At 62.1% G+C, this 24,975-nt stretch carries 19 protein-coding genes and 1 other RNA gene; 12 read left to right on the top strand and 8 right to left on the bottom strand.

Annotation, left to right across the window (positions count from 1 at the left end; all coding sequences use genetic code 11):
* Position 1: 1 nt before the first annotated feature.
* The 6 genes from smc (at position 2) to AC1Q9F_RS22640 (ending at position 10,778) form a co-directional block, all read left to right on the top strand.
* A complete protein-coding gene (gene smc, locus AC1Q9F_RS22665; RefSeq protein WP_492620863.1) occupies positions 2-3,490 on the top strand; it encodes a chromosome segregation protein SMC in 3,489 nt (1,162 codons plus the stop codon).
* Positions 3,491-3,749: 259 nt separating this feature from the next.
* Positions 3,750-4,616, top strand: a complete 867-nt coding sequence (zipA, locus tag AC1Q9F_RS22660; RefSeq protein WP_102686952.1) for a cell division protein ZipA — start codon at positions 3,750-3,752, stop codon at positions 4,614-4,616.
* Between the two features lie 89 nt (positions 4,617-4,705).
* A complete protein-coding gene (gene ligA, locus AC1Q9F_RS22655; RefSeq protein WP_492620862.1) occupies positions 4,706-7,063 on the top strand; it encodes an NAD-dependent DNA ligase LigA in 2,358 nt (785 codons plus the stop codon).
* 153 nt (positions 7,064-7,216) lie between these two features.
* A complete protein-coding gene (locus AC1Q9F_RS22650) occupies positions 7,217-8,383 on the top strand; it encodes a zinc-binding metallopeptidase family protein (protein ID WP_492620861.1) in 1,167 nt (388 codons plus the stop codon).
* A gap of 111 nt (positions 8,384-8,494) precedes the next feature.
* Positions 8,495-8,591: signal recognition particle sRNA small type (gene ffs, locus AC1Q9F_RS22645), an RNA gene on the top strand.
* Between the two features lie 231 nt (positions 8,592-8,822).
* The gene (locus tag AC1Q9F_RS22640; protein ID WP_492620860.1) at positions 8,823-10,778 is read left to right on the top strand and encodes a hypothetical protein; all 1,956 of its coding nucleotides are present in this window, start codon (positions 8,823-8,825) and stop codon (positions 10,776-10,778) included.
* Between the two features lie 9 nt (positions 10,779-10,787).
* On the opposite strand, the gene AC1Q9F_RS22635 is transcribed toward AC1Q9F_RS22640, so the two are convergent.
* Positions 10,788-11,537 carry a substrate-binding periplasmic protein gene (locus AC1Q9F_RS22635; protein WP_492620859.1) on the bottom strand — a complete coding sequence of 250 codons (750 nt, stop codon included), beginning with the start codon at positions 11,535-11,537 and terminating at the stop codon, positions 10,788-10,790.
* 145 nt (positions 11,538-11,682) lie between these two features.
* On the opposite strand from AC1Q9F_RS22635, the gene dnaX reads away from it, so the two are divergent.
* The 5 genes from dnaX (at position 11,683) to AC1Q9F_RS22610 (ending at position 17,245) form a co-directional block, all read left to right on the top strand.
* Positions 11,683-13,767: a DNA polymerase III subunit gamma/tau gene (gene dnaX / locus AC1Q9F_RS22630; protein WP_492620858.1), complete on the top strand. Its 2,085-nt coding sequence runs from the start codon at positions 11,683-11,685 to the stop codon at positions 13,765-13,767.
* 67 nt (positions 13,768-13,834) lie between these two features.
* A complete protein-coding gene (locus tag AC1Q9F_RS22625; protein ID WP_007951650.1) occupies positions 13,835-14,173 on the top strand; it encodes a YbaB/EbfC family nucleoid-associated protein in 339 nt (112 codons plus the stop codon).
* 148 nt (positions 14,174-14,321) lie between these two features.
* Positions 14,322-15,356 carry an NADPH-dependent curcumin/dihydrocurcumin reductase gene (curA, locus tag AC1Q9F_RS22620; protein ID WP_492620857.1) on the top strand — a complete coding sequence of 345 codons (1,035 nt, stop codon included), beginning with the start codon at positions 14,322-14,324 and terminating at the stop codon, positions 15,354-15,356.
* A 66-nt stretch (positions 15,357-15,422) separates the two neighbouring features.
* On the top strand, positions 15,423-16,025 hold the full coding sequence (gene recR, locus AC1Q9F_RS22615; RefSeq protein ID WP_007951652.1) for a recombination mediator RecR: 603 nt from the start codon (positions 15,423-15,425) through the stop codon (positions 16,023-16,025).
* 71 nt (positions 16,026-16,096) lie between these two features.
* On the top strand, positions 16,097-17,245 hold the full coding sequence (locus AC1Q9F_RS22610) for an acyl-CoA dehydrogenase family protein (protein ID WP_492620856.1): 1,149 nt from the start codon (positions 16,097-16,099) through the stop codon (positions 17,243-17,245).
* Between the two features lie 110 nt (positions 17,246-17,355).
* On the opposite strand, the gene AC1Q9F_RS22605 is transcribed toward AC1Q9F_RS22610, so the two are convergent.
* Both AC1Q9F_RS22605 and fnr read right to left on the bottom strand, forming a co-directional pair.
* Positions 17,356-17,904: an adenine phosphoribosyltransferase gene (locus AC1Q9F_RS22605; protein ID WP_003223345.1), complete on the bottom strand. Its 549-nt coding sequence runs from the start codon at positions 17,902-17,904 to the stop codon at positions 17,356-17,358.
* Positions 17,905-17,982: 78 nt separating this feature from the next.
* Entirely contained in the window at positions 17,983-18,717 is a 735-nt protein-coding gene (gene fnr, locus AC1Q9F_RS22600; protein ID WP_007951654.1) for a fumarate/nitrate reduction transcriptional regulator Fnr, read from the bottom strand.
* A 155-nt stretch (positions 18,718-18,872) separates the two neighbouring features.
* Between fnr and AC1Q9F_RS22595 the strand changes: the two genes are divergently transcribed.
* Positions 18,873-19,355, top strand: a complete 483-nt coding sequence (locus tag AC1Q9F_RS22595) for a hypothetical protein (RefSeq protein ID WP_492620855.1) — start codon at positions 18,873-18,875, stop codon at positions 19,353-19,355.
* Here the strand turns inward: AC1Q9F_RS22595 and hemN are convergent.
* The 5 genes from hemN to AC1Q9F_RS22570 all read right to left on the bottom strand — a co-directional run bounded on the left by hemN (position 19,352) and on the right by AC1Q9F_RS22570 (position 24,964).
* Positions 19,352-20,734, bottom strand: a complete 1,383-nt coding sequence (gene hemN, locus AC1Q9F_RS22590; RefSeq protein WP_492620854.1) for an oxygen-independent coproporphyrinogen III oxidase — start codon at positions 20,732-20,734, stop codon at positions 19,352-19,354. The genes AC1Q9F_RS22595 and hemN overlap by 4 nt on opposite strands.
* Positions 20,735-20,929: 195 nt before the next feature.
* Positions 20,930-21,613: a sulfite exporter TauE/SafE family protein gene (locus tag AC1Q9F_RS22585; RefSeq protein WP_039770036.1), complete on the bottom strand. Its 684-nt coding sequence runs from the start codon at positions 21,611-21,613 to the stop codon at positions 20,930-20,932.
* The gene (gene ccoS, locus AC1Q9F_RS22580) at positions 21,606-21,818 is read right to left on the bottom strand and encodes a cbb3-type cytochrome oxidase assembly protein CcoS (protein WP_016984738.1); all 213 of its coding nucleotides are present in this window, start codon (positions 21,816-21,818) and stop codon (positions 21,606-21,608) included. The genes AC1Q9F_RS22585 and ccoS overlap by 8 nt, the downstream gene beginning before the upstream one ends.
* A gap of 22 nt (positions 21,819-21,840) precedes the next feature.
* Positions 21,841-24,291, bottom strand: coding sequence for a heavy metal translocating P-type ATPase (locus AC1Q9F_RS22575; protein ID WP_492620853.1), 2,451 nt, complete (start codon positions 24,289-24,291; stop codon positions 21,841-21,843).
* Positions 24,292-24,424: 133 nt separating this feature from the next.
* A complete protein-coding gene (locus tag AC1Q9F_RS22570; protein ID WP_007951661.1) occupies positions 24,425-24,964 on the bottom strand; it encodes a FixH family protein in 540 nt (179 codons plus the stop codon).
* Positions 24,965-24,975: the final 11 nt, after the last annotated feature.

The following is a 24,975-nucleotide window of genomic DNA, read 5'->3' as shown; positions in this document are numbered from 1 at the left end:
CTTGCGGCTCAAGTGCATCAAGCTGGCGGGGTTCAAATCCTTCGTCGATCCGACCACGGTGAACTTCCCCAGCAACATGGCGGCAGTCGTCGGGCCGAACGGTTGCGGCAAGTCGAACATCATCGACGCCGTGCGCTGGGTGATGGGCGAAAGCTCGGCCAAGAACCTGCGCGGCGAGTCGATGACCGACGTCATCTTCAACGGCTCGACCAGCCGCAAACCGGTGAGCCAGGCGAGCATCGAACTGGTGTTCGACAACTCCGACGGCACGCTTTTGGGCGAGTGGGCGGCGTACGCGGAGATTTCGATCCGCCGCAAAGTGACCCGCGACAGCCAGACCACTTATTACCTCAACGGCGCCAAATGCCGTCGTCGTGACATCACTGACATTTTCCTCGGCACCGGCCTCGGCCCGCGCAGCTACTCGATCATCGAGCAGGGGATGATCTCCAAGCTGATCGAGTCCAAGCCCGAAGACCTGCGTAACTTTATTGAAGAAGCCGCCGGCATCTCCAAGTACAAGGAGCGTCGGCGCGAGACTGAAAACCGCATCCGCCGCACTCACGAAAACCTTGCCCGTCTGACCGACCTGCGCGAAGAGCTCGAACGCCAGCTCGAACGCTTACACCGTCAGGCCGAGGCCGCCAAGAAGTATCAGGAATACAAGGCCGAAGAACGCCAGCTCAAGGCACAACTGTCGGCCCTGCGCTGGCAGGATCTGAACGATCAGGTCGGTCAGCGCGAATCGATCATCGGCAACCAGGAAATCAGCTTCGAAGCGCTGGTCGCCGAGCAACGCAACGCCGACGCCGCCATTGAACGCTTGCGCGACGGTCACCATGACCTGTCCGAGCGCTTCAATCTGGTGCAGGGGCGCTTCTATTCGGTCGGCGGCGACATCGCCCGGGTCGAGCAGAGCATCCAGCACGGCCAACAGCGCTTGCGCCAATTACAGGACGATCTGAAAGAAGCCGAACGCGCACGCCTCGAAACCGAATCGCACCTGGGCCACGACCGCACGTTGCTGCTGACTCTCGGCGAAGAACTCGATCAACTGACGCCCGAGCAGGAAATCACCAACGCCGCCGCCGAAGAAGCCGCCGCTGCGCTGGAAGATTCCGAAACCGTCATGCACGGCTGGCAGGAGCAGTGGGACGCCTTCAACCTGACTGCCGCCGAACCCCGTCGTCAGGCCGAAGTGCAGCAGTCGCGCATCCAGCAGCTGGAAACCAGCATGGAGCGTCTGGCCGATCGGCAAAAGCGTCTGGGCGAAGAGCGGGCGCTGCTGTCGGCCGATCCGGAAGACGCGGCGATCATGGAGCTCAGCGAACAGCTCGCCGAGTCCGAAGCGACCCTTGAAGATTTGCAGACCAGCGAAGAAGCCCAGGTCGAAAAGCTTGAGCAACTGCGCCAGGAATTGCAGCAAGCGTTGACTGCGCAGCAGCAGGCGCAGGGCGATTTGCAGCGCCTCAACGGTCGCCTTGCATCGCTGGAAGCCTTGCAGCAGGCCGCGCTCGATCCGGGCACCGGCACCGCTGAATGGCTGAAGGAACACAACCTCGCCGAGCGCCCGCGTCTGGCCGAAGGCCTGAAGGTCGAGGCCGGTTGGGAGCTGGCGGTGGAAACCGTGCTCGGCGCCGACCTGCAAGCGGTGCTGGTGGATGATTTCGACGGTTTCGATCTGTCCGGTTTTGCTCAGGGCGATCTGCGTTTGCTCAGCCCCGGCCATGACGGCGTACGCGTGGCCGGCAGTCTGCTGGACAAGGTCGAGGCACAGGTCGATTTGTCGCCCTGGCTCGCTCAGGTCAAACCGGTCGACAGCCTTGAACAGGCACTCGCTTTGCGCGGCCAACTGGCTGCCGGGCAGAGCCTGATCAGCCGCGACGGTTACTGGGTTGGTCGGCATTTCCTGCGGGTGCGCCGCGCCAGCGAAGCCGAAAGCGGCATGCTCGCGCGCGGCCAGGAAATCGAATCGCTGCATGCGGAACGCGAAGAGCGCGAAGCCACGGTCGAGGCCATGGAAACCCGTTTGCAGACGCTGCGCGCGCAACAGCGTCAGCAGGAAAACGGTCGCGAACATTTGCGTCGCCTTTTGCAGGACGAAGCCCGTCAGCAAGGTGAGTTGAAAGCTCAGCTGTCCGCCGGTAAAGCCAAGGCAGAGCAGTTGAATCTGCGTCGCACCCGCCTCGACGAAGAACTGGTCGAACTCGCCGAGCAGCGAGAGCTGGAACACGAAAACATCGGCGAAGCACGGATCCAGTTGCAGGACGCCCTCGACGCCATGGCCCTCGACACCGAGCAGCGCGAATTGCTGCTGGCCCAGCGCGACAGTCTGCGCGAACGGCTGGATCGCGTGCGTCAGGAAGCCCGTCAGCACAAGGATCACGCCCATCAATTGGCCGTGCGCCTCGGCTCGCTGCGTGCACAACATGATTCGACGCGTCAGGCCCTTGAACGTCTGGAAATGCAGGCCGAGCGCCTCACCGAAAAACGTGAACAGCTCAGCCTGAACCTGGAGGAGGGCGAAGCACCGCTGGAAGAGCTGCGCCTCAAGCTCGAGGAGTTGCTCGACAAGCGCATGAGCGTCGACGATGAACTCAAGACCGCCCAGATCGCCCTCGAAGACGCCGACCGCGAACTGCGCGACGCAGAAAAACGCCGGACCCAGGCCGAGCAGCAATCGCAATTGATCCGTGGCCAGCTCGAACAGCAACGCATGGAATGGCAGGCCCTGACCGTGCGCCGCAAGGCCCTGCAGGATCAACTGCTGGAAGACGGCTACGATCTGCACGGCGTGCTCAACACCCTGACCACCGAGGCCAGCGAGAAGGCCGCCGAAGAAGAACTTGAACGCATCGCCGCGCGCATTCAACGCCTGGGCGCGATCAACCTCGCGGCGATCGATGAATACACGCAACAATCCGAGCGTAAACGTTATCTGGATGCCCAGGACGCCGATCTGGTCGAAGCCCTGGAGACGCTGGAAAACGTCATCCGCAAGATCGACAAGGAAACCCGTAACCGTTTCAAAGATACCTTTGATCAGATCAATGGCGGTTTACAGGCGCTTTTCCCGAAAGTTTTCGGTGGCGGACGCGCGTATTTGGAACTGACGGGCGAAGATCTACTCGATACAGGGGTGACGATCATGGCGCAGCCGCCCGGGAAGAAGAACAGCACCATCCATTTGCTCTCCGGTGGCGAAAAAGCCCTGACCGCACTGGCACTGGTTTTTGCGATCTTCAAATTGAATCCGGCGCCGTTCTGCATGCTCGATGAAGTTGACGCACCACTGGATGACGCTAACGTTGGACGCTACGCACGATTGGTCAAAGAGATGTCGCAGACCGTGCAGTTCATCTATATCACCCACAACAAGATCGCCATGGAAATGGCTGACCAGTTGATGGGCGTGACGATGCATGAGCCGGGTTGTTCGCGACTGGTAGCCGTGGATGTCGAGGAGGCGATGGCGATGGTGGATGCCTGAGCCGGCGCGTGTCGGAAAAGGTATTTGTAGTCTGTAGGACATATTTACCGGCTTCGACTTGCTGGCCAATCGACATAATCGCGCAAGCCAATGAGACAGACGGTGTAAAGTTGTCTTTGGTCGTGCTAGTTTAATGTCAATTTTTCGTATACGTGGGCAAAACGCCTGTCAGAACATAGAGTTGGCGCCACGTTTTAAAGCGGTTTACACAGTGTAAACCCCTTATTTTTCAGCATTTTTTATAGAGGCACGGGATTACATGGAAATCGGTCTGCGCGAGTGGCTGATCGTCATCGGCATCATTGTGATAGCCGGTATTCTTTTCGATGGCTGGCGCCGTATGCGCGGCGGCAAGGGAAAACTGAAATTCCGTCTTGACCGAAGTCTGTCCAACCTGCCGGACGAGGACACCAGCGCTGAGCTGTTGGGCCCGGCCCGCGTGCTGGATACCCATAAAGAGCCGCAACTGGACGAGCACGATCTGCCATCGGTGAGCATGCCGGCCCGCGAAGCACGCGAGCCTCGCGAATCCGGTTCAAAGCGCGGCAAGCGTGGCAGCAACGGTCCGGCCCAGGGCGACCTGAACCTCGATCTGGATCTGGACGGCGGCCCGAGCTTCAGCAGCCGCGACGATGATTTCGTCGAGCCTGTTGCCAAGTCGTCACCGGCGGTTGCCGATAAAGATCAGCCGCAAGCCGAAGAAGTGCTGGTGATCAGCGTGATCTGCCGCGATCCGGCCGGCTTCAAAGGCCCGGCACTGTTGCAGAACATTCTGGAAAGCGGCCTGCGTTTCGGCGAGATGGATATCTTCCACCGTCACGAAAGCATGGCCGGCAACGGTGAAGTGCTGTTCTCCATGGCTAACGCGGTCAAACCGGGCATTTTCGATCTGGACGACATCGACCATTTCAGCACCCCGGCGGTGAGCTTCTTCCTCGGCCTGCCAGGCCCGCGTCATCCGAAGCAGGCCTTCGACGTGATGGTGGCGGCAGCCCGCAAGCTGTCCCAGGAACTGAACGGCGAATTGAAAGATGACCAGCGCAGCGTCCTGACCGCGCAGACCATCGAGCACTACCGTCAGCGCATCGTTGAATTCGAACGTCGCGCCCTGACCCAGAAGCGTTGATTGAAAAGGTTGCCTCGCAATAAAGGGGCAATCGGCAAAATACAGATTGAGCAGCCTCGGCTGCTCTTTTGCTTTATGAGAGAACACCCATGACTGCCGCCAAAGACCGCATTCTAGAGCTGCGCGCTGAACTCGATCAGCATAACTACCGTTACCACGTCCTCGATGAGCCGAGCATTCCGGATGCCGAGTACGACCGGTTGTTCCACGAGCTCAAGGCGCTGGAAGCGGCCAACCCGGAACTGATCACCAGCGACTCGCCGACCCAGCGCGTTGGTAGCGTGGCGCTGACCGCGTTCACCCAGGTGCGTCACGAAGTGCCGATGCTCAGCCTTGGCAACGCCTTCGAAGAAACCGACATGCGCGAGTTCGACCGCCGGGTGACCGAAGGTCTGGATCTGCCGGCCGGTGATCTGTTCGGCGGTGGCGCGGCGGTGGAATACAGCTGCGAGCCGAAACTCGATGGCCTGGCGGTCAGCCTGCTGTATCAGGACGGCGTGCTGGTGCGCGGCGCCACGCGCGGCGACGGCACCACCGGCGAAGACATCAGCGTCAACGTGCGCACCGTGCGCAACATTCCGCTGAAGCTGCACGGCACGGGCTGGCCGGCGACGCTGGAAGTGCGCGGCGAAGTGTTCATGTCCAAGGCCGGTTTCGAACGCCTCAACGCCTCGCAACTGGAAGTCGGCGGCAAGACCTTCGCCAACCCGCGCAACGCCGCCGCCGGCAGCCTGCGCCAGCTGGATTCGAAAATCACCGCCAATCGCCCGCTGGAATTCTGCTGCTACGGCATCGGTCAGGTCTCTCACGATATTTCCGACACCCACATTGGCAATCTCAAGCAACTGCAAGCCTGGGGCATGCCGATCAGCCACGAATTGAAACTGGCCAAGGGCATCGGCGAATGCCTGGATTACTACCGCGATATCGGTGAGCGCCGTAACTCGCTGGCCTATGAAATCGACGGCGTGGTGTTCAAGGTCAACAGCATTGCCGATCAGCGCGAACTGGGCTTCCGCGCCCGGGAACCGCGCTGGGCCATCGCCCACAAATTCCCGGCCATGGAAGAACTCACCGAACTGCTCGATGTGGAATTCCAGGTCGGCCGCACCGGCGCCGTCACCCCGGTGGCGCGGTTGAAACCGGTCAAGGTCGCCGGCGTCACCGTGGCCAACGCCACGTTGCACAACATGGACGAAGTCGCCCGACTGGGTCTGATGATCGGTGACACGGTGATCATTCGCCGCGCTGGTGACGTGATTCCGCAAGTGGTGCAAGTCGTTACCGAGCGTCGCCCTGAAGACGCGCGGCCGGTGCAGATTCCCGAGAGCTGCCCGGTCTGCGGCTCCCACGTCGAGCGCACGCAACTGGTCAAGCGCAGCAAGGGCAAGGAAACCATCAGCGAAGGCGCGGTGTATCGCTGCGTTGGTCGACTGGCCTGCGGTGCGCAACTCAAGCAGGCGATCATTCACTTCGTCTCCCGTCGGGCGATGGACATCGAAGGCCTTGGCGACAAGAGCGTCGAGCAACTGGTGGACGAAGGTCTGGTCAGTTCGCCGGCTGATCTTTACGCCCTGAAGTTCGACGACATCGTCGACCTGGAAGGCTTTGCCGAGGTGTCGAGCAACAAGTTGCTGGCGGCTATCGAAGACAGCAAAAAACCGGGCCTAGCGCGCTTCATCTATGCGCTGGGCATTCCGGATGTCGGCGAAGAGACGGCCAAGGTTCTGGCCCGCTCGCTCGGTTCGCTGGGGCGCGTCCAGCAAGCCTTGCCGCAAGTGCTGACGTACCTGCCGGACATCGGCCTGGAAGTGGCGCACGAGATTCACAGCTTCTTTGAAGATGCGCACAACCAGCAGGTGATCACCGAGTTGCTGGGCCATGGTTTAGAGATTCAGGATCAGGGCGAGCTGGGCGCCGAGTTTGCCGCGAGCACCACGCTGGGCGGCTTCCTCGACAAGCTGCACATTCCTTCGGTCGGTCCGGGCGGGGCGCAGAAGCTGGCGGACAAGTTCGAATCGCTGGAAGGGGTGATGAACGCTGACTGGCTGGACATGCGCCAGGCATTGCCGGAGAAGCAGGCCAACTCGGTTCGCGAGTTTTTCGCCTTGCCCGAGCATCGTCAACTGGCTGAAGACGCGGAGAAGCAACTGCGCGATTTCGGCATGCACTGGCAGAGCGAAAAGAAAGTCGTCGAAGGCCTGCCGCTAGCCGGGGAGACCTGGGTGCTGACCGGCAAGGTCGAGCTGATGAGTCGGGACGTCGCCAAGGAACACCTGGAAAGCCTCGGCGCCAAGGTCGCCGGTTCTGTGTCGGCCAAGACCCACTGCGTGGTCGCCGGGCCGGGCGCGGGGTCGAAACTGACCAAGGCCAACGAACTGGGCGTAAAGGTCATGGACGAAGAGGCGTTCATCGCGTTCCTGAAAGGGCACGGTATCAGCGCCTGATGATCGTTCCCACGCTCCGCGTGGGAATGCCGCCCCGGACGCTCCGCGTCCGTTGTGACGCAGAGCGTCACGGTATGCATTCCCACGCAGAGCGTGGGAACGATCTTTGGGCGGGAATGATCTAGTCTTGGCAAGCCCAAGGGAGAGATCGCCATGTACCGCTTTTTCGAGCAGCTCAGTTCCCGCATCGTCGCGCCGTTCATGGGCGAATCCTCGCGCAACAGCAAAGTCTGGCCGTGCCGCTGCGGCCAGTCGCTGTTCTTTCGCAACAGTCAGTGCCTGGCCTGCAACACGGCGCTGGGTTATCAACCGGAGCACAGTCGGCTGACGTCGCTGCAACCGGGGCCGCAAGAGGGCACCTGGACGCTGGACGTCGATCCCGAGGCCGGGCTGTTCCGGCGTTGCGCCAACCTCGACACCCCGGCGGCCTGCAACTGGCTGCTGCCCGCCAACGATCACGACACCCTGTGCGCGGCCTGCGATTTGAATCGCACCATCCCCGACCTGTCCGTCCCGGAAAACCCCGAACGCTGGCGCAAAGTGGAAATCGCCAAGCGGCGACTGGTGGCGCAACTGATCAGCCTCGGTCTGCCGGTCGTCCCGAAAACCGTCGACGAAGACATCGGCCTGGCTTTCGATTTTATCGGCGTTGATCTAGAGGGCAATGCACCGATGACTGGCCACGCCAACGGCCTGATCACTCTCGACATCGAAGAAGCCGACGATGCCCATCGCGAAAAGGTCCGGGCGCAGATGCACGAACCCTATCGCACGTTGCTTGGGCATTTTCGCCATGAGGTCGGGCACTACTACTGGGATCGCCTGATCGACAACGGCCCGTGGCTCGGTTCATTCCGCAGCCTGTTCGGCGACGAACGCGCCAGTTATGCCGAGGCGCTGGAGCGGCATTATCAACAGGGCGCGCCGGCGGACTGGCCGCAGCATTACGTCAGCGCCTACGCCACCATGCACCCGTGGGAAGACTGGGCGGAAACCTGGGCCCATTACCTGCACATGATGGACGCGGTAGATACGGCGCTGGGTTTCGGCATGAGCGCCCGGGAGATGGACCTCGACTACCAGCCGTTTCCGTCGAGCACACTGTACGACCCCGAACATCCTGGCGGCGCGGCGTTCCTGTCGTTCGTCAACGCGTGGATCGAACTGGCCGGCATGCTCAACGAACTGTCGCGCAGCATGGGTCAGCCGGATTTCTATCCGTTCGTCCTGCCGCCGGCGGCGATTGCCAAGCTGCACTTCATTCATCTGGTGATTCAGCAAGAGGGCGGCCGGGCAGACGAGGTGCTTCAGGCGCAATAGCAAGTGCTTGAAGCCCTTCATATTTTTAATCTGCAACGAGCGGTTGTAACTTCGTCTCAGATAGGTACAATGGCGCGGCTCGCCGACAGGCGAGTGTAGTTATGGTGACCCTATCGGTCCCCCCGCAACGATTACCCGTGAACCTGGTCAGAGCCGGAAGGCAGCAGCCACAGCGGGAACATTGTGTGCCGGGGTGTGGCTGGTAGGGTTACCACCTTAACGAACATCGAACGAATCAACACCGAACTGCATGGGTTTCACCCACTGCGGTTTTTTTATGCCTGCGATTTGTCGGTTCGTATCCAAACCCCTGCTCGCGAGGGCGCCGACACGGGGTAATCATTTGCTCTCCAATCCCGCATACTCGCAGCCACCGAAATAAATGAAGAGTCTGGCCAGGATCGACCTTGCAAGGTCCGCGCCCTGGCCGCGAGGTTTTATGCTCCCGGAACATTCCGATCTATCCAGCCCTGTGTTCCTGCCCGTCACGGATGAAACCTGCGCGAACCTGTTGCAGGCGGGTGGGGCCAAAGTGCTCGAAAGCCTGACCGATCCGGAGTTGGCGGCGGTGCTGGTCATCCAGAATCTGGTGCAGACGAAAGAGCAGGATCTCGGCGCCGTGGCGGCAGAGAAAATTCTGGCCAAGCTCTTGTCTTGGGCTGCCGAAAGCCGTCAGTCAGCGACTGCGAGCCTGCTGTCCGAAGCGCAGCGATTGTTCGATCCACGCAAACTGTATTTCGGCCTGAAGGTCCTTAACCCTCTCAACCTGCGTTTTCTGCTGGCCGAAGAAGTATCGGCACGCGACTACTTGTTGCCCGACGGCCAGTGGGATTTCGAATACAAAGTCCAGCGCCATCGCAGCCATGACCCGTTCAGCCAGTCGATAGTGACGCCCCGTTATCGCGAGCGCTGGTTGAGCCCGGCGCAGGACAAACTGGTCAGGACCTTCCGCGCCAACCTGGACGAAGACCTGCACGTTCAAGGTTACGCGGGGATCGGCAAAAGCCATCTGCTGGTCGCCTTGCTGGAACATCTGCGCCCGGAAAAGACCCTATTGCTGGCGCGCACCCCGGCCAAGCTGGAAGTCCTTCGCCAGCGCATGGTGGGGCCGAGCGAGAAGAAGGCCGGCAAGACCTTCCTGGCGTTTGCGCAGTCGCTGATGCTCGGTCGCAGGCCTCAGGCGGAGGGTGGGCGAATCCCGACCCGGCAGGCGCTGGCGCAGGAACTGAATATCTTCGGTTTTCGCCACCACGACGGGCAGGCAACCCTTGAGCTCTGCCTCAAAGTAATCGAGCGCTACTGCCGCTTCCGCGATCACACTTTTTCGGCGAAGCATCTGCCGCATTTCAACCAGCCGCTCTCCAGCGTCGACGCTCAGGTGTTGCTGGAGTATTCGAGCCGGGTGTGGGGCTACCTCGAACTCAACCCGGCGTGGGGCAGCCAGACTGGCTTCGAAGCGCTGCTGATGATCAAGCGTGCCTGCATCGCCGGCTGCGTGGTGCCGGCGCGCTACACCCACGTGCTGATCGATGAAAGCCAGGATATTCCCGGATCGCTGTTGCAGATCATCGAACGCGGCCGCCAGGTGCTGATCACCCTCGGCGACGAGTACCAGCAGGCCAGCGGCGTGCCGGTCAAACGGCATCGTGAGGTTCGTCAGAGCGATATCAGCTATTCCGTGCGCTCGGGCCGCAACGTCGAACGGCTGGTCAATCCGCTGATCGCCCGGCACTCGCAGAAGGGCAAGATTCCGTTCGAAGGCGCCAGCGATGCTGACGTCGTCATCAAGGAATACCCGGAAGGTTTCGTACCGTCCGAGGGTTGCGTGGTGCTGACGGCATCGCCGTGGGACAGCATGATCTGGGCCATCCACCTGCACGATTCCAACTGCAAGTTCAGATTCCCGGACAAGCGCACCCAGGATGAACTCAAGCATTTCATGGCCACCGCCATCGAACTGTTCAAACCTGACTTCTACCGCTCCGAATTCAGCGAAAACGGCGTGCATCCGTACTTCAGCGACTTGCCCGATTGGCAGGCCGTGTGCGACGCCAACCAGTTCGACGAGTCGTTTCTGCGGGTCAAGGCCAAGCTGGAAAGCGGCTTCATGATTGCCGACCTGACACGCCTGAACCGAATGATCGACAACGCCGGCAACGGCTGCCTGCTGATGCTCGCGGAAGAGGCGGGGGGCATGGAGTTCGACAAGGTCCTGCTGACGCCGGGGTTGCTGACCAACGAGAAATTCAAGGACGCCTACGCGTTCGATCAGCGGATCTGCGCCGTGTACATCGCCATCTCCCGCGCCAGGCTGAAGCTTTACGTGCCGTACGATGTGGTCGCGTGGGTCGAGTATCACGAGTACCAGCAATTTCGTGATACGGCGGGGCATTGAGGGTCCGGCTTACGGCTCGCCGCCCGACCCACCGGTATACAACCGGATAATGTCATCGATCTCCCCCGACATTTTCATCCGCAGCAACGTCCTCAATATGCGCTGCACCGGCACATTCGGATCATTGCGCACATAGCAGCCGACCTTCTGCTCCTGCAACACCGCCACCGCCTGCAGTTGTTGCCCCGGCAGCAGGCGCTGGTTGAACCAGTCCAGCGTCCATTGATTGCTCACGGCGTAGCGGTAACGGCCGGCCAGCAGTTTGTCGAGCACCTGCTCCTGATTGCGCGCATCTTCGCGCCATAGTCGGTCGGCGTCGAATATCGGTTGCAGCGTGGGATAGCTGTAGCCGAGCACGGTACCGATCGACTGGCGGGGCAGGTGGGCCGGATCTGCGCTGGTTGGTTGATCCTGACGGCTGATCAGCAGGTCGCGCTGGAAGAACAGCGGGAGGCTCCAGATGTAATCGCCGGACAGGTTCGGCAGCCACGATTGTGCGGCATAGCAGCGCACGTCGACTTCGCCATGTTCCATGGCGCTCTGCACCCGGGCGCGGGGCAGGACGTGAAATTGCGCTGGCACGCCGACCTGGGTCGCCAGGCTGAGCATCATGTCGTAGAGGATGCCCTGGGTCGGACGGCCACGTTCGATCTGCACCATCGGCATCGCCCAGCTGTCGGCAACCACGAAGCGCAGCGGCGGTTGCGCCGCCATCGCGCTCAGGCTCAATCCCAGTAATGCCCCCACGGCCCACCGCATAAACGCTCCGGTAATTCCCGATCCCGAGCCGACAAAAGCCCTCGCTCATGCAGCTTAGCCAGAATAGACGAGCACACCGGATGCAATTTTGCCCTTGCTCCGCTAGCATTAGCCGCTTCTGCTTCCTTTGCCGCGACGGTTTTCGATGAGTTATCAGGTTCTTGCACGTAAATGGCGTCCGCGCTCGTTCCGCGAAATGGTCGGCCAGACCCATGTGCTCAAGGCTCTGATCAATGCCTTGGACAGCCAGCGCCTGCACCACGCCTACCTCTTCACCGGTACGCGGGGCGTCGGCAAGACCACGATTGCTCGGATCATCGCCAAATGCCTGAACTGTGAAACAGGTATCACTTCAAGCCCGTGCGGCGAGTGTTCGGTGTGCCGCGAGATCGATGAAGGCCGTTTCGTCGACCTGATCGAGATCGACGCCGCGAGCCGGACCAAGGTCGAGGACACCCGCGAGCTGCTCGACAACGTGCAGTACGCCCCGAGCCGCGGGCGCTTCAAGGTCTACCTGATCGACGAAGTGCACATGCTCTCCAGCCATTCCTTCAATGCGCTGCTGAAAACCCTCGAAGAGCCGCCGCCCTACGTCAAGTTCATCCTGGCGACCACCGACCCGCAGAAACTTCCGGCAACGATTTTGTCGCGATGCCTGCAGTTCTCCCTGAAGAACATGACTCCGGAGCGCGTGGTCGAGCATTTGACCCACGTTCTGGGCGCCGAAAACGTACCGTTTGAAGACGACGCACTGTGGCTGCTCGGCCGCGCGGCCGACGGTTCGATGCGTGACGCCATGAGCCTGACCGATCAGGCCATCGCCTTTGGTGAAGGCAAGGTGTTGGCCGCCGATGTGCGGGCGATGCTCGGTACGCTGGATCACGGCCAGGTTTACGACGTGCTGCACGCGCTGATCGAAGGCGACGCCAAGGCGTTGCTCGAAGCCGTGCGTCATCTGGCCGAACAGGGACCGGACTGGAACGGCGTGCTCTCGGAAATTCTCAACGTGCTGCACCGCGTCGCCATCGCCCAGGCCTTGCCGGAAGGTGTCGACAACGGCCACGGCGACCGTGACCGGGTGTTGGCGCTGGCCCAGGCCTTGCCGGCCGAAGACGTGCAGTTCTATTACCAGATGGGCCTGATCGGTCGCCGCGACTTGCCGCTGGCGCCGGACCCGCGAGGTGGTTTCGAAATGGTCCTGCTGCGGATGCTGGCCTTCCGGCCGGCAGACACGGCGGACGCCCCGAGGCAACCGCTAAAGCCAGTGGGGATCAGCCAGGCCACAGTTGATTCCGCAAACTCAGTGGCTGCCGCGCCGAAGCCTGCGCCGGTAGTTGCTGCGGCTGTTGCGCCCGCGCCAGCGCCGGTGGTTGCACCTGCGCCGGCTCCCGAGCCTGCGCCGGTTGCCCCGGTGATTGCGCCTGAACCCGTACCTGAGCCGGAGCCCGAGCCGGTCGCTGTCGAAGAAGTCGTCGATCTGCCGTGGAATGACCCGGTAGAGCCTGCGCCTGTGCAGCAGCCAGCCGTCGAGCCGGTGCTGGAAACCACCGCCGAACAACCGGACCTGCCGCCAATGCCGCTGCCGACCCCGGACAGCGTCGTGCCGGACGCTCCGGAGTGGGCCGCCGCGCCAATTCCCGAGCCGTCAGTAGCCGAAGTCGATGCCGCCACGCCGGGCATGGACATGGACGACGAGCCGCCGCTCGACGAGGACTACATCGAGCCGGACATGGATTCGGCCTACAGTTACCTCGACGATCTGGCCAGCGAACACGCCGCAGAACCGGCCCCCGAACCCGAGCCGGAACCTGCCGCCGCGCCGGCCACCGGTCTGGCCCTGCAATGGCTGGAGTTGTTCCCGCAACTGCCGATCTCCGGCATGACCGGCAGCATCGCCGCCAACTGCACGCTGATCGCGGTCGATGGTGATCACTGGCTGATGCACCTGGACCCGGCCCATAGCGCCTTGTTCAACGCCACCCAGCAGCGTCGTCTGAACGATGCGCTGAACCAGTTCCACGGGCGCACGCTGACCCTGACCATCGAGCTGATCAAGCCCGAGCAGGAAACCCCGGCCCAGGCCGCGTCCCGGCGCCGTGCCAACCGTCAGCGCGAGGCGGAGGAGTCGATCCACGGCGATCCGTTCATCCAGCAGATGGTGCAGCAGTTCGGTGCGGTCGTGCGACACGATACTATTGAACCTGTCGACGCCCTGGTCAGTCAGGGCTAATAACTGAGGGCGTCCGGCCTGTCTGGCCGGGCGCTGTTTTGATCCAAGTACTTTTGAGGTGATTCCCATGATGAAAGGTGGCATGGCCGGCCTGATGAAGCAGGCGCAGCAGATGCAGGAAAAAATGGCCAAGATGCAGGAAGAACTGGCCAACGCCGAAGTCACCGGCAAAGCCGGTGGCGATCTGGTCACCGTGGTGATGACCGGTCGTCATGACGTGAAGAAAGTCAGCATCGATCCGAGCGTACTGCCGGGCCTGGACGAAGACGACCGCGAAGTGGTCGAGGATCTGGTGGCCGCTGCCGTCAACGCCGCCGTGCGTCAGATCGAAGCCAACAGCCAGGCCAAGATGGGCAGCATGACCGCTGGCATGAACCTGCCGGCCGGTATGAAACTGCCGTTCTGATTCGCCTTTGCGGGTTGGATGAGCTACAAAAAATGCCAGGCATTGCGCCTGGCATTTTTGTTTCCGGCTGACGAAACATCGAACGCGCAATAGCTGCAACGGTCTGCTCCCTATAACGCCGAATTCACCATTCAAAGGAGACGCTGACATGTCCGACCCTCTGACCCTCAATCAACGCTTCGTGCTGGCCTCACGTCCGGTCGGTGCGCCGACACCCGAGAATTTCCGTCTGGAGCGCGAGGCGCTGCCGGACCTTGAAGACGGCCAGGTGTTGCTCAAGACCCTGTACCTGTCGCTCGACCCCTACATGCGCGGGCGCATGAGTGACGCGCCGTCCTACGCGGCGCCGGTACAAATCGGCGAGGTCATGACCGGCGGCGCTGTCAGCCGGGTCGAACAGTCGCGTCATCCGAAATTCCACCCCGGCGATCTGGTCGTGGGTGCCACCGGCTGGCAAAGCCACAGCATCAGCGATGGCCGCAACATCATCCCGATCCCGTCCGGCCTGCCGAGTCCGTCGATGGCGCTTGGCGTGCTGGGCATGCCCGGCATGACCGCGTACATGGGCCTGATGGACATCGGCCAGCCGAAAGAGGGCGAAACCCTAGTGGTTGCCGCCGCTTCCGGTGCAGTGGGTTCGGTGGTCGGCCAGGTCGCCAAGATCAAAGGCCTGCGCGCCGTGGGCGTGGCTGGTGGTGCCGATAAGTGCAAATACGTGGTCGAGGAACTGGGCTTCGACGCCTGCATCGATCACAAGGCGCCGGACTTCGCCGAGCAACTGGCCAAGGCCTGCCCCAATGGCATCGACATCTATTACGAAAACGTCGGTGGCCATGTCTTCGATGCGGTCGTGCCACTGCTCAATCCCAAGGCGCGGATCCCGCTGTGCGGCCTGATTGCTGGCTACAACGCCTCGGAAGCGCCGAAAGGCCCGGATCGTCTGCCTGCACTACAGCGCACCTTGCTGACCAAACGCGCACGCATTCAGGGCTTCATCGTGTTCGACGACTACGGTGATCGTCAGCCGGAATTCATCAGCGCCATGGTGCCGTGGGTGCGCGACGGCAAGGTGAAATTCCGCGAGGACGTGGTGGAGGGCCTGGAGCAGGCGCCTGAGGCGTTTATCGGGCTGCTGGAGGGGCGCAACTTCGGCAAACTGGTGGTGAAGGTCGCCCAGGACTGAGGATTTGACGCTGGCCGGAGGCGCGGGTATAAACCGCGTCTCGTTGTTTTGTCGGACTTTTTCCCCATGAGCTTCAGCCCTTTGATTCGCCAACTGATCGACGCCCTGCGAACCTTGCCGGGCGTGGGTCAGAAAACTGCCCAGCGTATGGCGTTGCAGTTGCTCGAACGTGACCGCAGCGGCGGCACGCGCCTGGCCCAGGCCTTGAGCCAGGCCATGGAAGGGGTCGGACACTGCCGCCAGTGCCGCACGCTGACTGAAGACGATCTGTGCCCGCAATGCGCCGACACCCGCCGTGACGACACGCTGCTGTGCGTGGTGGAAGGGCCGATGGACGTCTACGCGGTCGAGCAGACCGGCTTCCGTGGTCGCTACTTCGTGCTCAAGGGGCACCTGTCGCCGCTGGACGGCCTGGGCCCGGAAGCCATCGGCATTCCGCAATTGATGGCGCGGATCGAAGAGGCGGGCACCTTCACCGAAGTCATCCTCGCCACCAACCCGACCGTGGAAGGCGAAGCGACGGCCCACTACATCGCCCAGTTGCTGCAGAACAAAGGCCTGATCGCCTCGCGCATCGCCCACGGCGTACCGTTGGGCGGCGAACTGGAGTTGGTGGACGGCGGCACGCTGGCTCACTCGTTTGCCGGGCGCAAGCCGATTTCCCTCTGAGCCACACAATCCTGTTGAAAACCAAGCAAGCGCTCGGTTAAGTTCGGCGAACCCTTCCATGGAGTTCGCCGATGCCCGCCTTCCAGGAATACTTCGACCCCAGCCACCAAATGGTCCGCGACAGCGTCAGACGTTTCGTCGAACGCGAGATCCTGCCGGACATCGATGCGTGGGAAGAAGCCGAAAGCTTCCCCCGTGAGCTGTACCTGAAGGCCGGTGCGGCCGGCATCCTCGGCATCGGTTATCCCGAAGCGCTGGGCGGCAGTCATGAAGGTGATTTGTTCGCCAAGATCGCCGCCAGCGAGGAACTCATGCGTTGCGGCTCCGGTGGGTTGGTGGCCGGGCTCGGTTCGCTGGATATCGGCTTGCCGCCCATCGTCAAATGGGCCCGGCCCGAAGTCCGTGACCGCGTCGTCCCCCAAGTGCTCAGCGGCGAGAAAATCAGCGCCTTGGCCGTCACTGAACCGGGCGGCGGTTCCGACGTCGCCAACCTGCAAACCCGCGCCATACGCGACGGTGATCATTACCGGGTCAGCGGCAGCAAAACCTTTATCACCAGTGGCGTGCGCGCCGATTACTACACCGTCGCAGTGCGCACCGGTGCGCCCGGTTTTGGCGGCATCAGCCTGCTGCTGATCGAGAAGGGCACGCCCGGTTTCAACGTCGGCCGGAAGCTGAAGAAAATGGGCTGGTGGGCGTCGGACACCGCTGAATTGTTCTTCGACGATTGCCGGGTGCCTGTGGGAAATCTGATCGGCGCTGAAAACATGGGATTCGCCTGCATCATGGGCAACTTCCAGAGCGAACGTCTGGCCTTGGCGCTGATGGCCAACATGACCGCGCAACTGGCGCTGGAAGAAAGCCTGAAGTGGGCGAAGGAGCGGCAAGCGTTCGGCAAACCCATCGGCAAGTTCCAGGTGATCAAGCATCGCCTCGCGGAAATGGCCACGGCGCTGGAAGTCTCGCGGGAATTCACCTACCGGCAGGCTGCGAAAATGGCGGCGGGGCAGAGCGTGATCAAGGAGATTTCCATGGCCAAAAACTTTGCCACGGACACTTCGGATCGCATCACCAATGAAGCGGTGCAGATTCTCGGCGGGCTGGGTTATATGCGCGAAAGCCTGGTGGAGCGGCTGTATCGGGATAACCGCATCTTGTCGATTGGCGGCGGGACGCGGGAAGTGATGAACGAGATCATCAGCAAACAGATGGGACTTTAGATTTTGCAGTGAGGCTGCCGGCCCATTCGCGAGCAAGCTCGCTCCCACAGAGGAACGCATTCCAACTGTGGGAGCGAGCTTGCTCGCGAAAGCGGTGGAGCAGGCACTATTTACTTATCAGTCAACGCAAACTGCGTCAGGCAGAACGTCGGAATCCCCATGTCCTCAAGACGCTGCGAACCACCCAGCTCCGGCAGATCGATGATCGCCGCTGCTTCATGAACGCGGGCGCCCATGCGGCGGATCAGGTTGGCCGCTGCTATCAGCGTGCCGCCGGTGGCGATCAGGTCATCGAACATCACCACCGAATCGCCTTCACACAGGCTGTCGGCGTGTACTTCGAGGAACGCTTCGCCGTACTCGGTCGCGTAACCTTCAGCCAGTACGTCCGCCGGCAGTTTGCCTTGCTTGCGAAACAGCACCAGCGGCTTGTTCAGCTGATAGGCCAGCACCGAACCGATCAGGAAACCACGCGCATCCATCGCGCCGATGTGGGTGAAGTCTGCTTCCACGTAGCGGTGGGCGAAGCTGTCCATCACCAGGCGCAGGGCCTTGGGCGACTGGAACAGCGGGGTGATGTCGCGAAAGATCACGCCCGGTTTCGGGAAGTCGATCACGGGGCGGATCAGGGATTTGATGTCGAAGGAGTCGAAGACCATCGTCGAGGTGTCCTGGCAGGGCTGCAAACGGCGCAGTATACCCGCGGCTGAAACGATACGCTCGGCCGCGGGTCGAGATCAGACTTCCAGCGAGCCGCCAGCCAGGGCGCAGAGCTGGATCGGGTCGAGGATATGGATTTCCTTGCCTTCGGCAGCGATCAGTTCGTTCTGTTGGAAGCGGGTGAAGACCCGGGACACGGTTTCCACCGCCAGCCCCAGATAGTTGCCGATTTCATTGCGCGACATGCTCAGGCGGAACTGGTTGGCCGAGAACCCGCGAGCGCGGAAACGCGCCGACAGGTTGACCAGGAAGGTGGCGATGCGCTCGTCGGCGGTTTTCTTCGACAGCAACAACATCATTTGCTGGTCATCGCGGATTTCGCGGCTCATCACGCGCATCAACTGACGGCGCAGCTGCGGCAGTTGCAGGGCCAGTTCGTCGAGGCGTTCGAACGGAATCTCGCAGACCGAAGTGGTTTCCAGCGCCTGGGCGGAAACCGGATGTTTCTCGGTGTCCATGCCGGACAACCCGACCAGTTCGCTCGGCAGGTGGAAGCCGGTCAGTTGTTCTTCGCCGGTGTCGCTCAGGCTGAAGGTCTTCAGGGCGCCGGAGCGTACTGCATAAACGGAATCGAAGGTGTCGCCCTGGCGGAACAGGAACTCACCCTTTTTCAACGGGCGGCCACGTTTAACGATTTCGTCCAGCGCATCCATGTCTTCCAGATTCAGCGAAAGTGGCAGGCAGAGAGGGGCCAGGCTGCAATCCTTGCAATTAGCCTGGTTATGAGCGCGCAGTTTAACTGGCTCGGACATTTCTTAAATCCTTGTGGGAAAACACACATAAGGCGTAAGGGTAACCCAGCGGAGGACATTCAGGCCAGTCTGTGGCGAGATTGCCCCCACGGCATAAAGCCGCAGGGATGACGGCCGATAAACAGGTATCTGACGGCATGCAAGGAACCGCTTCGATGACTGCTATAGGTACGCTGACCCCCGGTAACAGTGGCGTTGCGTCGTTGCTGGAAAGTGCTGAGACCTCCGTTGACGATGAGTCCGGCACAGACGCGGCATCATTGGGAAGCCCGACCTTGGTCGAGGGCGTCAAAGTGTCGCTGTCCGGCGCCGCCATTGCTAAATCCGCCGGTTCCGGCGGGAAAAACCGCGATATCGAAGAAAGCGGTCTGCCGGAAAACGTCCAGCAATTGCTGAAGATGATTCGCAAGTTGCGCCAGCAGATCGCCGAGAAGAACGCCCAGATCAACGCGCTGATGGCCAACAAGACGCTCTCCAACGAAGAGCGGTTCGCCAAGATCGCAGCCCTCAAAGGCGCCATCTCCGCCCTCAACAACGGTCTGATCACCGCCAACCTGTCCCTGACCAAAGTCATCGACCAATCGGGTCTGACCGCTGACCAGAACCTGAAAACCAACGCGCTGCTGATGAAGAGCTAAATCACCCGCGAAAAACGCTGGCGGTTCTGCTGTTCCAGATACGCGTCGAACACCATGCACACCGAACGCACCAGCAGGCGCCCGGCCGGCAGCACGGTGATGCGCTCGCGATCCAGTTCGATCAGCCCGTCCTGCGCCATGCCCTGCAATTGTGGCCAGAGCGCGCCGAAGTAACCCTGAAAATCGATGTTGAAGCGGCGCTCGATTTCGGCGAAATCCAGGCTGAAATTGCAGATCAGTTGCTGGATCACCGCGCGGCGCAAGCGATCGTCAGCGTTGCACACCAGGCCCCGGCTGGTGGCCAGTTGCGCGCCGGCGAGGGTGTTCTGGTAGTGATTGAGGTCGCTGCTGTTCTGGCAGTACAGGTCGCCGATCTGGCTGATGGCCGACACGCCCAGGCCGATCAGGTCGCAATGACCGTGGGTGGTGTAGCCCTGGAAATTGCGTTGCAGGGTCGATTCTTCCTGAGCAATCGCCAGTTCATCGTCGGGCAGGGCGAAATGGTCCATGCCGATGTAGCGATAGCCGGCGGCGGTCAGTTGTTCGATGGTGCGTTGCAGCATTTCCAGTTTCTGCGCCGGGCTCGGCAGTTCGTTGCCGTTGATCCGCCGCTGCGGCATGAAGCGTTCCGGCAGGTGTGCGTAGTTGAACACCGACAGACGGTCCGGTTGCAGGCTGATGACTTCGTCGACGGTGCGGGCGAAGTTGTCCGGGGTCTGCTTGGGCAGGCCGTAGATCAGGTCGATGTTGATCGAGCGAAATTGCAGGGTGCGTGCTGCGTCGATCACCGCGCGGGTTTCTTCCAGGCTTTGCAGGCGATTGACCGCCCGTTGCACCGCCGGGTCGAGATCCTGCAGGCCGATGCTGACCCGGTTGAAGCCCAATTCGCGCAGCAGGCCCATGGTCGACCAGTCGGCTTCGCGCGGGTCGATCTCGATGCCGTAATCGCCAGAATCGTCGTCCAGCAGATTGAAATGCTTGCGCAGGTGCGCCATCAACTGCCGCAACTCATCGTGGCTGAGAAAGGTCGGGGTGCCGCCACCGAAGTGCAGTTGCTCGACTTTCTGCGCCGGGTCGAGGTGGCAGGCGATCAGCTGGATTTCCTGCTCGAGCCGTTGCAGATACGGCAGCGCGCGGCCGCGATCCTTGGTGATGACCTTGTTGCAGGCGCAGTAGTAGCAGATGTTCGCGCAGAACGGCACGTGCACGTACAGCGAAAACGGGCGCAGGGCCTTGCGGCTGTCGCGCAGGGCGTGGAACAGGTCGAAGGTGCCGACCTGACTGTGAAATTGCACGGCCGTCGGGTACGAGGTGTAGCGCGGCCCCGCCAGGTCGTAACGGCGGATCAAATCGGTGTCCCAACGAATGGCGTCGAGCATGCGGGCATTCCCCCGGATAGGCTGGCAGTGTGCCGAGTCTAGGGGAGGGCACAAAAAGGCATCTTGATTTGCATCAACGGGGATATGTGTGTTGCCAGTGCGGGCCTCTTCGCGAGCAAGCTCGCTCCCACAGGTGTTGTGTACGCTACAAATCTCCTGTGGGAGCGAGCTTGCTCGCGAAGGCCGCACCGCCGATCAGTGGCCCATCAGCCAGTGCTGGTGCGGCCCCGGCAGGGTCCAGATACCGAACAGGATCACCAGCAGACCGCCGGCCATCCGCACACTGCGTTTGCGCAGCAGCGCCGTCACTCGTTCGGCAGCCAGGCCTGTTGCGAGTAAAACCGGCCAGGTTCCGAGCCCGAAGGCGAGCATCAGCAAGGCGCTGTCGAGTGCATTGCCCTGACTGGCCGACCACAGCAACGTGCTGTAAACCAGCCCGCACGGCAACCAGCCCCACAGCGCGCCGAGCAGCAAAGCGCGAGGCAGGCTCGACACCGGCAGCAGACGATTGGCGACTGGCTGGATGTAACGCCACAGTCCGCGACCGAGGCTTTCGATACGGGTCAGGCCGCTCCACCAGCCCGCCAGATACAGGCCCATGGCGATCAGCAGCAACCCGGCCAGAACCCGCATGAACAGCGCCGCAGGACTGTTGGCCACGGCCCAGCCGGCCAGCCCGATCAGAAGTCCCGCAGTGGCATAACTGAGGATTCGCCCGAGGTTGTAGGCCAGCAACAATCGAAAGCGTCGGCTGCGTTGTTCCTTGGGAATCGCCAGGGTCAGCGCGCCCATCAAGCCGCCGCACATGCCCAGGCAATGCCCGCCGCCGAGCAGGCCGAGAATCAACGCAGACACCAGCAGCGGCGCCAGTTCAAGCATGGGGTGGCGCCTTGTCGTCCGGTTTGTTTGGGTTGGCTTCGTCCACTGCGGCGGTGTGGTTCGGATCCTGATCGTCGAACAGGATGCTGTGGGCCGGGCCGTCGAGGTCGTCGTATTGGCCGCTGTCCACCGCCCAGAAGAAGATGTAGACGGCGATGGCCACGATCAGCAGCGCGGCCGGAATCATCACGTAGAGAGCTGGCATCTGTACTCCATGCCCGCGCGGCTCAGGCCGGCAGCGGGCGGGTTTCTGACGTGGCGCTGACGGCCGGCGCGCTCGGCTGGCGAGTCAGGCGCAGGGCGTTGAGCACCACGGTCAGCGAACTGATCGACATGCCGACGGCGGCCCACACCGGAGTGATCCAGCCGAGGGCGGCGAACGGCAACATGAGGCCATTGTACAGCGCGGCCCACAACAGGTTCTCGATGATCACCCTGCGAGTACGGCGGGCCAGCGTGAAGGCCTGCACCAAAGCGTCGAGGCGATTGGACAGCAGCACCGCATCGGCGCTGGTTTTCGCCAGATCAGTGGCCGAGCCCATGGCCACGCTGATGTCCGCAGCGGCCAGCACCGGCACGTCGTTGACGCCGTCACCGAGCATCAACACCTTGCGGCCGTCCTTGTGCAGTTGTTGCAGCACTTGCAGCTTGTCGTCCGGACGCAGACCGCCCCGGGCCTCATCGATGCCCAGTTCAGCAGCGACACTGGCGACCATCGGCGAACTGTCACCCGACAGCAACAGTGTGCGCCAGCCGCGCGCCTTGCACGCAGCGAGCAGCGCCGGGGCGTCATCGCGCAAACGGTCGTCGAGGGCGAACCAGGCCAGCGGCCCCTGATTGTCACCGAGCAGCAGCCATTGACCCGGCTCCTTCGGCATCGACGGCACCGGCGCGCCGCTGAGATCACAGACAAAGTCCGCCTGACCGATGCGCAAGCGCTGTTCGCCGACCAATCCTTCCAGCCCCAGTCCCGGCGTGCTGTGGACGTCTTCGGCAGCCAGCGGCGCGCGACCGAAGGCCCGGGCTATCGGGTGTTCCGAACGGTTTTCCAGAGCGGCGGCCAGGCTCAGGCATTGATCGCTGTCGAGGGCACCGAGCGGGCGGATCGAACGCAGCACCAACCGGCCTTCGGTGAGGGTGCCGGTCTTGTCGAAGATCACCGTGTCGATCTGGTTCAGGCCTTCCAGCACATGACCGCGCGTGAGCAGCAGGCCGAGTTTGTGCAGGGTGCCGGTGGCGGCGGTCAGCGCGGTCGGCGTCGCCAGCGACAGCGCGCACGGACAAGTGGCGACCAGCATCGCGAGGACGATCCAGAACGCTCGCGACGAATCCAGCTCCCACCACAGCAGGCCGATGGCGGCCGCTGCGATCAACGACAGCAACAGGAACCACTGCGCGGCGCGGTCGGCTATTTCCGCTAGTCGTGGTTTTTCTGCCTGGGCGCGATCCAGCAGGCGGACGATGGCCGAGAGTCGCGTGTCCTGCCCGAGCGCCTGCACCTCGACGGTCAGCGCGCCTTCCACGTTCAGCGTGCCGGCGGTGACGGCATCGCCCTTGGTACGCGGTTGCGGCAGGTATTCGCCGGTCAGCACGGATTCGTCGATGCTCGATTGGCCATCGAGAATTTTTCCGTCCGCCGGCAGTACCGAGCCGGGCTGCACCAGCACTCGGTCACCGAGGCGCAGTTCGCTGAGCAGGATGCGTTCACTTTGGCCAGCGTCGTCAAGGCGCAGGCACGAGGCAGGCAGCAGATTGACCAGTTGCGCGGTGGCAGCGGCGGTGCGCTCGCGGGCGCGACGTTCTAGGTAGCGTCCAGCAAGCAGGAACAGCGCGAACATGCCTACCGCGTCGAAATACAGCTCGCCGACCCCGGTGATCGAGGTCCAGATCCCGGCGACGTACGCTGCGCCGATTGCCAGCGATACCGATACGTCCATGGTCAGGTGGCGAGTGCGCAAGTCGCGCATGGCGCCTTTGAAAAACGGTGCGCAGCTGTAGAACACGATCGGCGTGGTGAGGAACAACGCGACCCAACGCAGAATCGTATGCAGCTCCGGGCTGAGGTCGATGTTGAATTCCGGCCATGTCGCCATGGTCGCCATCATGGCCTGGAACCACAGTAGGCCGGCGACGCCAAGCTGACGCAGGGCGAGGCGGTTTTCGCTGGCCAGTTGTTCGCTGGCGCGGTCGGCCTGATAGGGGTGCGCGGCGTAGCCGATGTGGCGCAGTTCGCCGAGGATCTGGCTCAGCGGCAATTGCCCGTCGGCCCAGCGCACATGCAGGCGATGGTTGGACAGATTCAGTCGCGCCTCGGCCACGGCGGGCAGGGTGCGCAGGTGTTTCTCGATCAGCCAGCCGCAGGCGGCGCAACTGATGCCTTCCATCAACAGCGTGGTTTCGGCCAGCTCACCTTCGTGGCGCACGAAAGGTTGCTGCACGTCGGCGCGGTCGTACAGCTCAAGTTCATCGACCAGTTGCACCGGCAGCGCTTCGGGGTTGGCCGAGGCTTCGCTGCGGTGCTGGTAATAGCTTTCCAGCCCGCCGGCGACGATGGCTTCGGCCACCGCCTGACAGCCGGGGCAGCAGAACTCGCGGGATTCCCCGAGCACGACAGCGGTGAAGCGACTGCCGGACGGGACGGGCAGGGCGCAGTGGTAGCAGGGGATTGGAATGGTCATGAGGCGTTCCGATGATCGTTCCCACGCTCCGCGTGGGAATGCCTCCCTGGACGCTCCGCGTCCGCTTCGGCTGGGACGCCGAGCGTCCCTGGCTGCGTGCCCACGCAGAGCGTGGGAACAATCAGAGTAAGGCTTATTTTTTCAGGTCTTCAGCGCCTTGCAGCGGCTCATCACCCAACAACAAATCCTTGTCATGGCTGACCAGCTCTTCCTCGAACATTCGCCAAACGTGATCGTCCTGAGTGCCCAGCAACTCCACAAAACGCCGCCCTTCAATCTTGTCGCTCAACTGGCCAATGTAACGGCCCGTTTCAGTCTCGCTGCGAGCCAGGACGATCTTGCGATCCTTCTCCGGCTGGGTCGGCGAGATCAGGTTCAGTTCCAGGGTTTTCGGCTGGCTGTCGCCGCTCAGGCGCAGGTCGACTTCGCCAGTGACGTCATCCAGATGCACGGCAGCGCGCATCTTCAGGGTCTGGGCCAGCAGTTCGCGGTCCAGCGAACGGTTGATGCCTTTGCCGGCCTCGTAGTAGTTGTCGTTGACCAGGTTGTCCGGGTTGTTCACCGCGATGGTCACCATGGACAGCGTCAGGGTCACCGAACAAGCCAGAATCCCGATGATGATCCATGGCCAAAGGTGCTTGTACCAGGGACTTGCGGCGTTTGCTGCGGGCATGTTCAATTCTC

Source organism: Pseudomonas sp. GW823-FHT04A03 (genome assembly GCF_058796615.1).
Note: the sequence above shows the minus strand (reverse complement) of the source record. Positions and strands in the feature narration are given on the sequence as shown.

What these genes read in the sequence shown, in the direction of transcription:
- zipA (WP_102686952.1), top strand. Translation starts at nt 3,750, where the DNA reads ATGGAAATCGGTCTGCGCGAGTGGCTGATCGTCATCGGCATCATTGTG.
- ligA (WP_492620862.1), top strand. Translation starts at nt 4,706, where the DNA reads ATGACTGCCGCCAAAGACCGCATTCTAGAGCTGCGCGCTGAACTCGAT.
- AC1Q9F_RS22650 (WP_492620861.1), top strand. Translation starts at nt 7,217, where the DNA reads ATGTACCGCTTTTTCGAGCAGCTCAGTTCCCGCATCGTCGCGCCGTTC.
- AC1Q9F_RS22640 (WP_492620860.1), top strand. Translation starts at nt 8,823, where the DNA reads ATGCTCCCGGAACATTCCGATCTATCCAGCCCTGTGTTCCTGCCCGTC.
- AC1Q9F_RS22635 (WP_492620859.1), bottom strand. Translation starts at nt 11,537, where the DNA reads ATGCGGTGGGCCGTGGGGGCATTACTGGGATTGAGCCTGAGCGCGATG.
- dnaX (WP_492620858.1), top strand. Translation starts at nt 11,683, where the DNA reads ATGAGTTATCAGGTTCTTGCACGTAAATGGCGTCCGCGCTCGTTCCGC.
- AC1Q9F_RS22625 (WP_007951650.1), top strand. Translation starts at nt 13,835, where the DNA reads ATGATGAAAGGTGGCATGGCCGGCCTGATGAAGCAGGCGCAGCAGATG.
- curA (WP_492620857.1), top strand. Translation starts at nt 14,322, where the DNA reads ATGTCCGACCCTCTGACCCTCAATCAACGCTTCGTGCTGGCCTCACGT.
- recR (WP_007951652.1), top strand. Translation starts at nt 15,423, where the DNA reads ATGAGCTTCAGCCCTTTGATTCGCCAACTGATCGACGCCCTGCGAACC.
- AC1Q9F_RS22610 (WP_492620856.1), top strand. Translation starts at nt 16,097, where the DNA reads ATGCCCGCCTTCCAGGAATACTTCGACCCCAGCCACCAAATGGTCCGC.
- AC1Q9F_RS22605 (WP_003223345.1), bottom strand. Translation starts at nt 17,904, where the DNA reads ATGGTCTTCGACTCCTTCGACATCAAATCCCTGATCCGCCCCGTGATC.
- fnr (WP_007951654.1), bottom strand. Translation starts at nt 18,717, where the DNA reads ATGTCCGAGCCAGTTAAACTGCGCGCTCATAACCAGGCTAATTGCAAG.
- AC1Q9F_RS22595 (WP_492620855.1), top strand. Translation starts at nt 18,873, where the DNA reads ATGACTGCTATAGGTACGCTGACCCCCGGTAACAGTGGCGTTGCGTCG.
- hemN (WP_492620854.1), bottom strand. Translation starts at nt 20,734, where the DNA reads ATGCTCGACGCCATTCGTTGGGACACCGATTTGATCCGCCGTTACGAC.
- AC1Q9F_RS22585 (WP_039770036.1), bottom strand. Translation starts at nt 21,613, where the DNA reads ATGCTTGAACTGGCGCCGCTGCTGGTGTCTGCGTTGATTCTCGGCCTG.
- ccoS (WP_016984738.1), bottom strand. Translation starts at nt 21,818, where the DNA reads ATGCCAGCTCTCTACGTGATGATTCCGGCCGCGCTGCTGATCGTGGCC.
- AC1Q9F_RS22575 (WP_492620853.1), bottom strand. Translation starts at nt 24,291, where the DNA reads ATGACCATTCCAATCCCCTGCTACCACTGCGCCCTGCCCGTCCCGTCC.
- AC1Q9F_RS22570 (WP_007951661.1), bottom strand. Translation starts at nt 24,964, where the DNA reads ATGCCCGCAGCAAACGCCGCAAGTCCCTGGTACAAGCACCTTTGGCCA.